Annotated in this window: 7 protein-coding genes; 5 read left to right on the forward strand and 2 right to left on the reverse strand. The window is 66.9% G+C overall.

Annotation, left to right across the window (positions count from 1 at the left end; translation table 11 throughout):
• Positions 1–38: 38 nt before the first annotated feature.
• Positions 39–8,321, forward strand: a complete 8,283-nt coding sequence (locus tag AB0I71_RS18670; protein ID WP_357586159.1) for an SNF2-related protein — start codon at positions 39–41, stop codon at positions 8,319–8,321.
• Positions 8,322–8,541: 220 nt separating this feature from the next.
• Here the strand turns inward: AB0I71_RS18670 and AB0I71_RS18675 are convergent, their stop codons facing one another.
• Entirely contained in the window at positions 8,542–9,060 is a 519-nt protein-coding gene (locus tag AB0I71_RS18675) for an SLATT domain-containing protein (RefSeq protein WP_357586161.1), read from the reverse strand.
• 75 nt (positions 9,061–9,135) lie between these two features.
• Between AB0I71_RS18675 and AB0I71_RS18680 the strand changes: the two genes are divergently transcribed.
• From AB0I71_RS18680 to AB0I71_RS18695, 4 genes are all read left to right on the forward strand, one after another.
• A complete protein-coding gene (locus AB0I71_RS18680; RefSeq protein WP_357586163.1) occupies positions 9,136–10,299 on the forward strand; it encodes a nucleotidyltransferase in 1,164 nt (387 codons plus the stop codon).
• Positions 10,300–10,312: 13 nt separating this feature from the next.
• Complete coding sequence (locus tag AB0I71_RS18685; RefSeq protein WP_357586165.1) at positions 10,313–10,720, forward strand: hypothetical protein; 408 nt, start codon at positions 10,313–10,315, stop codon at positions 10,718–10,720.
• 82 nt (positions 10,721–10,802) lie between these two features.
• Complete coding sequence (locus AB0I71_RS18690; protein ID WP_357586227.1) at positions 10,803–11,261, forward strand: helix-turn-helix domain-containing protein; 459 nt, start codon at positions 10,803–10,805, stop codon at positions 11,259–11,261.
• 176 nt (positions 11,262–11,437) lie between these two features.
• Entirely contained in the window at positions 11,438–11,806 is a 369-nt protein-coding gene (locus tag AB0I71_RS18695; protein WP_357586167.1) for an ImmA/IrrE family metallo-endopeptidase, read from the forward strand.
• Between the two features lie 460 nt (positions 11,807–12,266).
• Here the strand turns inward: AB0I71_RS18695 and AB0I71_RS18700 are convergent, their stop codons facing one another.
• Positions 12,267–12,608, reverse strand: coding sequence for a hypothetical protein (locus AB0I71_RS18700; protein ID WP_357586169.1), 342 nt, complete (start codon positions 12,606–12,608; stop codon positions 12,267–12,269).
• Positions 12,609–12,670: the final 62 nt, after the last annotated feature.

A 12,670-nucleotide genomic window follows, 5' to 3' on the forward strand; every position in this document is an offset into this window, starting at 1 on the left:
CTGCCGAACCGCCACCGGGGGCTGCGTTACCGCCTCCGGTGGCGACGGCTTCACCCGACTCCACCGCACCAGACATCGTCCAACCCGCCCAGCGGCCGACGAACATCCCGACCGCGGCCACCGACCTGCTTGGCGAACTGGCGGACCTGCCACACCCCGCGCCGCCCGTACCCCCAATCGAGCCGGAGAACGATCCCGTTCCTTCCGCCCGCTCCTCCGGCTTCGAGGCGCACGACGCCGAGGCGGCACCGAGCGGACCGAGGTTCCGGCCTGCGGATCAGGCGGACCTTGCCCCCTCCGGGGAGGCCGCCCGAATCAAGGCGAACATCGCCGCGCTGCGGGTGCTGCGCACGCTGCAAGCCGACCAGCGGCCCGCCACCGACGACGAGCAACAGGTACTCGCCCGCTGGTCCGGATGGGGTGCCGTCCCCGCCGTCTTCGACCCGGACCGCGACGACAGCACCTACGTGTGGGTGCGGGAGCAGCTTGCCGAATTGCTCGACGAGACCGAGTGGCGTGCCGCGCGACGGACGACGCTCAACGCGCACTACACCGACGCCTCCGTCGTCCAAGTCGTGTGGGACGCCGTGCAGCAGCTCGGCTTCACCGGTGGCGACGTACTCGAACCGGGATCCGGCAGCGGCAACTTCATCGCCTTTGCGCCGGAGCATGCGCAGATGGTCGGTGTCGAGCTGGACCCGGTCACCGCAGCCATCTCTGCGGCCCTCTACCCGGACGCCCGGATCCTCAATGAGAGCTTCGCTGACACCCGCCTTCCTACGGGCGCCTTCGATCTCGTCATCGGAAACCTTCCCTTTGGCAAGGTCGCATTGACGGACCGCCGGCACAACCCTGGCGGCCATAGCATTCACGACCACTTCATGATCAAAAGCCTTCACCTGCTGCGGCCAGGCGGGCTCATGGCGGTGCTCACCTCGCACTTCAGCATGGACCGGGCGAACCCCGCGGCCCGCCGGGAGATCACCGGACTCGCCGACCTGATCGGTGCCGTTCGGCTGCCCTCTAAGGCCATGGCGAGAGCTGCTGGCACCGACGCCGTCATGGATGTACTGATCCTGCGCCGTCGTGAGGAGGGCCGCCCCGCCACCGCCACCCGGGAGTGGGAAACCACCCGGCGGATCACCTTGGGCGAGGATGAGGTACGCGTCAACGCCTACTTCCTCAACCGCCCCGGGCGGGTGCTCGGCCGGCTCGGCACCGGCGGCCTCTACAGCGGAGACGAACTGGCCGTCGTCGGTGACCGCGACTGCGCCCCAGCCCTGCGCGCTGCATTGCAGGAGATCGTGGCGGAGGCGCAAGCCCAGGCGCTCACCTACAGCCCCGCCCGGCAGGCCACGCAGTCGCAGCCGATCGCGTTCGTCGCCGCGGCGGAGCAGCAGCCCGATGGCTACCTGACGCTGCGCAACGACGGCACGTTCACCCGGATGATCAACGGCCAGGCCGAGCCGTATGCGCCGCCGAAGACGCAAGGCGACGAACTGCGAGAGCTGCTGCGACTGCGCAACCTCGCCATGCGGCTGCTGGAGGCCGAGGCGGCGACGCTCGACGACACCGAGGAAATCGACCATCTGCGTGCCCAGCTCGGCCGCCGCTACGACAGCTACGTTTCCCGGTTCGGGCCGATCAACCGCTACAACACCTACGAGACGGGCAAGGTAGACGAGGAAACCGGCGAACCGATCTTGCGGCGGGTCGCCCCCGCGCAGGGCGGATTCCGTGCCGATCCGTTCTCCAACCTCGTCTACGCCCTGGAGCGCTTCGACGAGGCATCACAGGTCGCCTACAAGTCCGACATCTTCACCACCCGGGCGATCGCTCCTCGCGCACCGAAGCTCGGCGCGGAGACGCCCGAGGACGCCCTCGCCGTCTGCCAGGACGTGTACGGCCAGATCACGCTGGAGCGGGTGGCGTGGCTGCTCGGTGTAGACCAGGACGAGGCCCGTCAGCAACTGGGCACCCTGGTCTTCGACGAGCCCGGCACCGACCGGCTCGTCCCGGCGGCGGAGTATCTGTCCGGCAACGTGCGGGTCAAACTGGACCAGGCCCGCGCCGCGGCCGAGCAGGACGAGCAGTACGCGCCCAACGTCGAGGCCCTGACCGCTGTGAAGCCCGTCGACCTCACGCCGGAGGAGATTCGCGTACGGCTGGGCGCGAGTTGGGTCAGCGGTGAGACGGTGCAGCAGTTCCTGCAAGAACTCCTGGATGACCCCACCCTCGCCGTCGAACACGGCGTCGGCGGAGCCGACTGGACGGTCACCTCGAAGCGGCGCGCTACGACCCTCGCCACAAGCACGTGGGGCACCGAGCGGAGATCCGCCGTCGACATCGCCGAGGACCTGCTGAAGCAGCGGCCTGTGCGCGTCTACGACGTCGATCCCGTCACGGAAAAGCGCCGGTTGAACGCCGACGCCACACTCGCGGCCCAAACCAAAGCGACCGAAATCAACGAACGGTTCAGCGACTGGCTGTGGGGAGAGCCGCAGCGCGCCAACGCCCACCTGGCCATCTACAACGAGCGATTCAACTCGCTCGTCCTGCGCTCCTACGACGGGGCAAAGTTGACCCTGCCGGGCCTGGCTCTCACCTTCAAACCACACCCGCACCAGTACAGCGCCGTGGCTCGGATCGTCAATGAGCCGTCGGTCGGACTCTGGCACGAGGTCGGTGCCGGCAAGACCGCGGAGATGGTCATGGGGGCGATGGAGTTGCGTCGCCTCGGTCTGGTGCGCAAGCCGATGATCATCGTCCCGAATCACATGCTGGAGCAATTCAGCAGGGAGTTCCTCCAGCTGTACCCCCAGGCACGGCTACTTTCCGCCAGCAGCGCGGACCTGACCGCGGACCGTCGCCGGCTGTTCCAGGCCAGGGTGACGACCGGGGCGTGGGACGCGGTCATCATGACCCACCGCGCGTTCGAGCAGGTGGCCATGTCGCCGGAGTACCAGCGCACGTACCTGAAGTCGAAGATCGAGAAGCTTGAGCGGCGGCTGGCGTCGGCGGACGCCGCCGGTCAGAAGCGGCTCGTCAAGCAACTCGAAGGGGCCATCAGTCGGGCCGAGGAACGGATCAAGAAGAAGCTCACCACGAAGAAGGACCCCGGCCTGACGTTCGAGATGATGGGCGTCGACTACCTGTTCGTCGACGAAGGCCACCTGTTCAAGAACCTGGAGCGGCCGAGCCGAATCCCGGGCATGGGCATCCCCGGATCCAACCGGTCCACCGACCTGGACATGAAGCTGCGGTGGCTGCGCGAGACCCACGACCGGGTGGGCACCATCGCGACCGCGACCCCGGTGGCGAACTCGCTCGGCGAGGTTCACACCATGCTTATGTACCTCGCCCCGCATCTCATGCGTTCACTGAACATCGACGAGTTCGACGCGTGGGCGGCGACATTCGGCGAGACGGTCGAGGGAATCGAAGTCGTCCCCGAAGGCGGCGGCCTACGCATGAACAGCCGCTTCGCCAGGTTCTACAACGTGCCCGAGCTGCTGCGGTTGCTGCATCAGGTCGCAGACGTCAAGACGGCCGAAGACCTAGCCCTGCCCGTACCAGCGCTCACACAGCGCGAGGGCGGCCAGCGGCTGCCCCGCACGGTCGTCATACCCGCCAGCGACGGGCTGAGCGACTACCTCACCGCCCTGGTCGACCGGGCCGACAAGGTCCGGCGCGGCGACGTCGACCCCACCGACGACAACCTGCTGAAGATCACCCACAACGGCCGCTCCGCCGCGATGGACCTGAGGTTGGTGCCGCCCACAGCGGACGAGATCGCCGACGTCCTGCGCCGCTTCGAGGTCCTCGAAGACGAGCAAGCCGCCACCGCCGTGGCGGCGAACCTCGCCGCCCTGTGGTCCCGGCAACGGCCCAACCCATTGGACCCCACTACTGCCGCATGGCCCGGCGAGGTGTGGCAGGACGAGGGCGAGACGCTGTGGTCGGGGCAGTTCGACCACGCCACGGAACAGGCCCTGCTGCACCTCTCCGACAGCCACGATTGGAGCGCCGGCCCGCTTTCGAGCAGCCAGGTCCTTGACGCGCTGACCAACTACGACGGGCTCGGTGCCCCCGACGTCCGGCAGCGGGTGGCCGAGCACCTGATCGACCACTGGGCGACCGAGCCACCGCTCGGACAAGCCGGAAGGAGCGTTATCTGGCCCAACCGCGTTGAGGACGCCACCGGCCGCGTGGTCTGGAGCGGAAGCCTGCCACACACCCTCAGACAGGCCCTCGCCTTCGCACACCTGGAGGCAGACGCCGGACATCCCGTGACCGCGGACCAGCTCGCCGAGCTGATGGACACCTACGACCGCCTCGCGGACCCGGCGATCCGCCAGCGGCTCGCGGGCGAACTCGCCAGCCTCTGGAGCGAGCAGCCTCCACCAGGAGTAGTCGCCGGCCACGACGGGCAACGGGCGGCGGCGACGGCATGGCCAGGTCCAGTCGTCGCTCCGCCTGGGCTGCTGTGGTCCGGGCCGTTCAGCGAGGAAGTCCAGTCCGCGCTGCTCGCCATCCGCGGCATAGACCCCGAAGCGCCGAGCAAACTGGCCGCCGCGGCGGAGACCATCGCCCGGATTTACGCCGAGCACCGCGATGACATCTTCAGCGACAACGACGGCCAGCCGCACCCGCGACCCGGTTCGCTCCAGATCGTCTTCAGCGACCTCGGCGTACCGGCGGCCGGCTGGAACGCCTATGACGAGCTGCGAGAGCAGCTCGCTGCTCGTGGCGTGCCCCGCGGGCAGATCCGGTTCATGCATGAGGCCGGCAACGACGCGGAGAAAGCGGCCCTGTTCGCCGCCGCCCGCGACGGACGCATCAGTGTCCTGATCGGCAGCACCGAGAAAATGGGCGTCGGTACGAACGTGCAGCAGCGCGCGGTCGCCCTACACCACCTGGACTGCCCGTGGCGGCCAGCGGACCTCCAGCAAAGAGAAGGCAGGATCCTCCGACAGGGCAACCAAAACGCTGAAGTCGAGATCGTCCGATACGTCACCGAAGGCTCCTTCGATGGGTTCATGTGGCAGACGGTGGCGAGAAAGGCCGAGTTCATCGCGCAACTCATGCGCGGCCGGCTCGACGTCCGCGAAATCGAGGACATCGGCGACGCCGCACTGTCATACAACGAAGTGAAAGCGCTGGCGACCGGCAACCCCCTGCTGCTCGACCAGGCAGCACTGCAAGCCGAGGTGACGAAATTGGAGCGGATGGAGCGCTCGCACCACCGGGAACGCGATCGGATGGCCTGGGTCCGGCGCGAACGTGAACAGGACATCACCATCCTGCGGACCGAGATCGAGGAAGCCACCGCAGCTCGCGCCCGTCGCATCGACACGGGCGGAGACAAGTTTCGCATCACCGTGCTCGGCCAGAGCACCGGAGAGCGCAAGCAAGGCAACCTCCTCCTACGCGACGCGCTCAAGGCGCTCACCGCCCCGCCCCCGCGCGACGAGCAGGAGGTCGCCACCATCGGTGGATTCCACGTCGTCGCCGAACATCGGTGGATCGAGGCCCAGAACCGGCGCCTGCTGTACGTCAGCCTGCCCGACCTGCCCCGAGCCGAGTTCGCTCTCTCGCCCGCCGAACTGGACAACGCAGACCTGGTCAACCGGTTGGAAAACCGGCTACGTGGACTCGACGCCATCGTCGGGCAACTGCAACGCGACCTCACGGCCAAGGAACAGGACTTCGACCGGATCACGAGCGGTCTGGAGGCGCCCTTCAAACACGCCGACGCGCTGCGCACCGCCCTCCTCCGGCTGGAGGAGGTGAACGCGCAGATCGCCGACGCGAGCAAGTCCCAGTCGTCAACGACGCCGGCTGCCTCCGCCGAGGCCACAGCGGCACCGAAGCACGTCGACCCGACCATCATCCGCACCGGCCGTCCCGGACACCCCGACGGCAACGACACGATGCAGGTCCTCACCCTCACCGCCGCCGCCATCCAGACCTACGGCTGGGTGTCCCGCCGGGACGCCGACGCCAGCGACGGCAAGCTCGTCCCGACCGCCGCCATCGTCGACACCGCCATCAACGGCGACGGGTACGACGCCACCGGGCTGCGGCAGGAACTAGAGGCCGCGGTCACCGACGAAACCCGCGCCTACGCCGTGGCGACACGCGAGTACGCAATCGCGCTATCCGAACGCGACGTGAGCGACTACGCCTACCAACTCCGGCTCGCCGCCACGGAAGACACAGTCGGCCCACGCCACTTCGCCACCCTGGTCTCCGCCGTCTCCAGCTACCAGCGGCACCTGCAAGACCAAGCCATCCGCCACACCACGGCAACGTCCACCTGGCAGGGCCAGAAGGGCGACAAGGTCAGCTTCGACGCCCGTGTCCTCGCCGCTCGCAGCTACAACCGACACCGACGTGGTGGCGGCCAGTCCGCCGCCACCACGCTCTACCTCGCCGACGCGTCCGGAAGCCTGTGGACGTGGCGGGCACCCAACCTCAACGCCTTCCGCGACGGCACATACGTCCACGTCAACGGCAAGATCAAGGGCCACGACACCACGGACGGCCACCGGCAGACTGAACTCGGCCGATGCGTTCTCACCCCGATCGACCAGCCCGCAGACTGGCCCGGGGCACACAAGGACACCACCGACCCGCCGACAGAAGCCGCCCCACCCCCCGCTGAACCTGAACCTCGCCGTGCCGAGCCGCCGCCGGACCGGGCGCAGCAACTCGCCGAGACACCTGAACCGTCGGCAGAGTCCGCGGGTACACCGCCAGCTGCCACCGTCGCCGTGACGGCACCGGTCAACCTTGATGCCTGGGCTGCCGGCCGCGGGACACGCGCGAGCGCAGACGACATCACCTGGCTCTCCGACGTGCTGACCAGTCTGGCCAACGATCCCCAGACGCAGATGTGGGCGCTGGCCAACTCCCTGGACAACTTCGCGCACCCGTTCGCCAACATGCTCGCCGAGACCTTCATGGACGCCTTCGAGGAGCGCATCGACCTCCTCCGGTGGGCCTACTTCGGCGACGAGCAGGACCAAGCCGCGTTGCAGGAAGCCGCCACCGAAGCAGTCCACGCCGCAGTTCGGTCCGCGGCCGGTGTTCAGGCCATCGCCGCTCGGGCTGAGGCGGAACCGGAGGCAACCCAGCCCGCCGGCATACCGGACGACGATGAGCCGCATGTCGATCCCGACCACACCGCAGAGCCCGAGCGCGGTGCGGGTACGCCGGGTCCCGACCAGGCAGAACCTGCAAGCAGCGATGACCTCGATCAGCGGGAGCAGCAGATCCGTCATCGCCAGATCGCACTGAAAATCGAGGAGCACGCCGCCGGATACCACCGGAGCACCGGATCAGCGCACCGCTACATCGCCGAGATGGTCGGCGCTACCCCAACCGAATTCGAGTGGATCAAGACCTACATCGCCGACCACCCCGAGGTCCTCGAACTTCCGTACCGCACACCGGCGCAGTGGGACCAGGTCCGGCAACGGCGGGGTGAAGAGGCGTTCCAGCAGGCTGAGGCCGCCCACGCCGCAGGCGACCTGACCAGCGCACTGGATTGCCTCGATGAGGCACGCGCCTGCGGTGTGCTCTCCCTCGCCGAGTGGCACGCGGGCCGCGATTACGTGCTGACCCACTCCACCAACGAGATTCCGTCCCCGCCGACCCCGAGCCCCGAGGCTCCGGATCGTCGCGAAGAACCTCAGCAGCAGACGCCCCACGACGTCGCTCTCACGGACCGGCAAACCCGGGTACGGCAGCGCCAACTGGTACTCGCGCTCGAACAGTACGTCTCCGGAGACGAGCAGAACCCAGGCGACGGGCTGCGGTGTGCCGCCGAAACAGTGCGCGCGACGGAGCAGGAGCGCAAGTGGATGGCCGACTACGCACAGGCCAACCCCCAGGTGCTGAAGGGCGAACGCCTCGGCGACGCGCGCATCCACGACATCAATCGCAGGGCCGGACGGAAAGCATTCGCGGCTGCCACCGAAGCGATGAGGCGCGGCGACTTCGACCTCGCCCTGGCGCGGCTCGACGACGCCGAGGTGCACTGCCCGGAAGGCCACCCGGACCGAGGCGGCACCTGGGATCACTACCGCCGTATTGTGCGATCCAAGGCAGGGGCCTCCGCCGATGGAGAGTCGGGCACAGTCGCTCGCTCGGGATCTGGGCGGACGGACTCGGCGATACAGGGACACTCAGGGCCGGCAGCCCTGGCGCGGGCCGGCCACGCAGCATTGCGGCCCGCGCCGATGGCCGATATCAGCCGGGCACTGGCAACTCCGGCTCCACCGGCGAATACCACGGGCAGTGCGCATGGGCGTTGACGGATCGGTGCCATCAGGAACGGCTGGGCGCTCGGATCGAGCCAGATCAGGATGCGTGCGTAGGGATTCCTGCGGGCCGAAGAAGTGCCTGATCTACGGTCGACCGCACCTCAGCCTTTCCTGCCTGGACGCGTCGCCAGCGTCAAGCTCGACACCACGTCGCGGCTGCTGCCGACTGGGCGCAGCGCTACGACCTCATCCCGAGCGAGACCGTTGGCGGTCATCTCGCTTGTCGGTGGCCGGGTCGCTCGAACGAGAAATCGCCTCGCGTGATCCGCCTGCCGGCCCATCTGATGCTGAGGTTAGGGATATGAGGAGCTGATTCGTCGATCTCCGCTTTGGTGCATGCGACCTGAGCGACCCGCGCTCGCAGTTCTTTGATCTCCTCGGCCGGTGCGTCGATGGTAAGGGTCTGGCGGATGTCGACGACCAGGGCGTTGAGTCGGCGTCCCGTGTTCAGGTGCCGGCTGGCCGCTTCTTCGGGTTTGAGGAAGGTGAGCAGCCCCGAGAAGAGGGCGCTGACAAGCGCGAAGACCCCAGCGACGCCTGGTTTGTCCGTAAAGATGGTGGCTGCGGCGACCGAGGCGGCCGCAGTCGCAATGACACCGAGGGTCAATCGCAGACCTCTTAGGACACTTGCGCTGGCGAAATGACCCTTTTCGGTCCATCGCACGTCATTCAGTAACTGCTCCAACTCGCCGACGATTGCCGCTCGTGCATCGTGCGGACCTGCTGCCATAGAACCCTCCAGGGAGGAGCGACAGAGCCGTGGAACGCCGAGATACACTTGTATCAGAAGTGGTACGCTACGGCGGTGACGACGACAGTGGCCCACCGTGTGGCGGGCAGCCTCGATACTCTCATCCACGACGGACTGCGCGCCCTGGACATCACGGCGACCGAGCGTGAGCGGGTCGTGTCGCGCTACACCCAACTCGGCGAGGCCCTCGACGAGCACTGGATCGCCACCCGGGGCGACAACTCGATCTCGCCGCAGGGTTCGTTTGCCTTGGGAACCGTGGTCCGCAACGTCCACCGCAGCGACGACATCGACATCGACTGCGTCGCGCTGAAGGATGTAGCCAAGGCCTCGGTAGGCCAAGCCGAACTTAAGGCCGACGTGGGAATCGCCGCCCGTAAATATGCGCGGAGCGCCTGCAGTGGCGGCCCCGAGCTGTCACAGTGCTCGCGATGCTGGACGCTCAGTTGGCCCGGCATGCACCTGGACATCCTGCCCGCGATACCGAACGACGATGCCGGTGGAAGCAATATCTGGATTACCGACCGCGAGGTATCGCGCTGGCTCCCGTCCAATCCGGGCGGCTACGCCGACTGGTTCCGCGGTCGCATGCACGCCCAACTCCTCCACGAACGGGCCGTGGAGGCCAAACGCCTCGAAGTCGAGGACGTCCCGGAGTGGCAGGTGCGCACGGTTTTGCAGCGTGTAGTGCAGGCACTCAAACGCCACCGCGACATCTACTTCTCCGACCGCCTGGACGAGCGACCCTCCTCCATCGTCATAACGACCCTCGCCGCGCACGCCTACACAGGTTCCGGAGACCTGTACGAGGTGCTGCGAAACCTGCCGGCTGAGATGGCCAGGCATCTCACGCGAGTCCAGGGCAGGTGGACGCTGCCGAACCCCGTGCAGGACGGTGAGAACTTCACCGACTCCTGGGCGTCTGAGCCCGAGCGGGCCGAGTACTTTTTCGAGTGGGTAGAGGAGGCCGAGCGAACTTTCCGCAGTTTCGGGATGTCGAAAGGCTTGGAGCGCACCCTGCCCTTGCTGGAAAGTGCGTTCGGCAGCCGGTTCGCGACGGCCGCGAGTGCCTCATTAGGGCAGTCGCTGTTCGGCGCCCGGCAGCGGGGCCAACTCTACGTAGGAAATCGGGGGACGCTGTCTGCCGCTACCGGTGGAGTTGCGGCCGGTAGCTACTCAGTGAAGGGCCACAGGTTCGGTGGCGGGCCGACGCGCTGATTTGAGCCTGTCGATGCAGGCGCTGGCGCTGAGAAGCGTCGTGCCGGACGGCAGGACTTCGCTCACCCCTCGCCAGCTGATCTGGCGTGGGCGGGTGCGCCCTTTGCTCCAGAGCCAGACTTACGAACTCCATCTGACTGCCCGGCCCGCCCGGCCGCCAAAGGTCACCGTGACGGCACCCGCCCTGCAACCCGACGGCGCCGGCCGCCTACCCCACGTATATGATGACGGTAGCCTGTGCGTATCGCAGTTCGGCGACTGGCAACCTCACATGTTGTTCACCGCAACCTTCCTGCCCTGGTCGTGTGAATGGCTGGTCTATTACGAGCTGTGGCTTGCGACGGGCCTCTGGTTCGGTGACGGCCCTGACCGTCTCGACCAGGCTTCGCAGGCCCAGATCCTGCATCCCTTCCGTGCGTAGATTCGCTCGTCGCTGTCGGCCGGGGTGGCGGCGCCGGAAGCGACAGGTACTCTGATCGCTAGAGGCAAGGGGTGAAGTGACGATGAACCTGGGTCAGCCGACCCTGAGCCAGCCGGCTCTAGGGGAGTTGCTCAGGGCGCAAAGGCGTCGTCGTCGGCTTGCATTGCGCGACCTGGCGGACGAGATCGGAGTATCGTTCAACACTCTCTCCCGGGTCGAGCGTGGCCATCTTCCCGACCTCACGAACTACGAGCGCATCCTCTCCTGGCTCGATGCCCCTGAAAATCCGGTCCAGCCCGCAGTCGACGCTCCCACGACGGCATTGATCGCCAGACACCTCTACGCCGACAACCGGCTCAAGCCTGAACACGCGAGCACAATTGTGCGGCTGGTGCAAGATCTCTACGAGAAGCTGGCAACGCCTACCCCACCTATCGCCGTGCACCTGAGATCAGGCCAGACGTTCCTCCCTGAGGCCGGTTCCCTGCTCGCAGCGGCGCTGCGTGACATGCACGATCGCCTCACACAGGAGAGCTCGTAGAGGTGCGCCGAGGATTCAAAGCAGAAGCCGAAAGAATCAGCGCCAGGATTCGTCAGGACGTCGGCGTCGCTGCGACCGCTGCCCTTCCCCTCGATCGAGCATGCGCGTCGCTCGGGGTCGAGGTCAGGTCAGCCGGGGACCTAATCGACGTCGATAGACTCGCCACGATTGAGCGAATGCAGCCCGGCGCGTTCTCGGCGTGCACCTTCGAGATAAGCGACCGCCGCATTATTGTGTGGAATCCCCTGTCCAGCTCGGCGCGCAGAAGCAGCGACATCGCCCATGAACTCGGGCACATTCTGCTTAAACATCAGGTGCAGAACGTTCATGTCGTCGGCGAAATGACATTTTTCGGATGCGACCCGGAGGAGGAGCAAGAGGCGAACTGGCTTGCTGGATGCCTTCTTCTCCCGAGGCAACTTCTCCTGACACACGTGCGGCGGGGAATGAGCGCCGAGGATATCGCCGAGGAATTCTTAGTCAGCGTACCCATGGTCAACTACCGCCTGCGAGTCACCGGGACCCTCCAACAGATAAGACGGTAACGACAGACCAGCCTTGTCCCGCGGTCTGGTGCCCGCCCATCCACGTCGCCGATCTTGGTGAGATACAGCCGGCAGCGGTCTCGGCCCAGGCCACGTACAACCTGTCAAACGGCCTGGTCCGGTGGAGAACCGTACAGTAATCGTCACAGGTCGACGAGCCGAGTCATCCCCGAACGTTCGACATGATCATCTTTAGCACCAACGGGCACGTGAGTGGCAAGCCGGGACGCCGCAGGGAACGATCGCCGGGCGGGTCGTCGACAGCACTCTCACCGGATCTGTGCGCTGGGAGAACGGCTGAGCTCAGCAACATCCCGTCACGCAACGTCACCGAGTTGGATTGTCGCTAAGCCGAGGTCCAGCCGCCGTGCGCAGGTCTAGGTCGGCGCGGTGTGCACTTGCGGCCGTACCTGCTTCTGTGCTCGGACCTGTACGCCGGTACCAGACCTCCGGCTGGTGGTCAGGAGGGCACTTCCTCGGGCTCGCCATCGTCGTCCCGTTCGAAGTTGCGCAACGTACGTCCCAGGGCCCGGATCATCTCCAGCCGGCACTGCCCCGCCCGGGTCAAGGTCAACGTCCGGTGGCCATCGACAAACGTCTCTTGGGCGAGTCCGCTCTCCAGTAGGCGGGTCACGGTCCGGGTGATCTCGCCGTCTCCGATGCGACTGCCGGTCCATCCGGTGATGGCGCTGCCCAGCTCGCTGTACCGCAGGGGTCGGCCTTCGCCCAGGCACACCAAGGCACCAATGACATACCGATGCTGGATAATGTCCCGAATCTCCAGAAGCTCTCCGAACTTCACCCCGCCCCCCGATGCCCCGCCGCTGGAGTCGTTCGATGTCGGTTACCCGACAGCAAGGCAAC

Origin of the sequence: Micromonospora sp. NPDC049891 (assembly GCF_040660295.1) — a bacterium.
Taxonomy (GTDB): Bacteria; Actinomycetota; Actinomycetes; order Mycobacteriales; family Micromonosporaceae; genus Micromonospora.

Excerpts from the sequence above, each read along its gene's own strand:
- AB0I71_RS18675 (WP_357586161.1), bottom strand. The coding sequence starts at position 9,060 with ATGGCAGCAGGTCCGCACGATGCACGAGCGGCAATCGTCGGCGAGTTG.
- AB0I71_RS18685 (WP_357586165.1), top strand. The coding sequence starts at position 10,313 with ATGCAGGCGCTGGCGCTGAGAAGCGTCGTGCCGGACGGCAGGACTTCG.
- AB0I71_RS18690 (WP_357586227.1), top strand. The coding sequence starts at position 10,803 with ATGAACCTGGGTCAGCCGACCCTGAGCCAGCCGGCTCTAGGGGAGTTG.
- AB0I71_RS18695 (WP_357586167.1), top strand. The coding sequence starts at position 11,438 with ATGCAGCCCGGCGCGTTCTCGGCGTGCACCTTCGAGATAAGCGACCGC.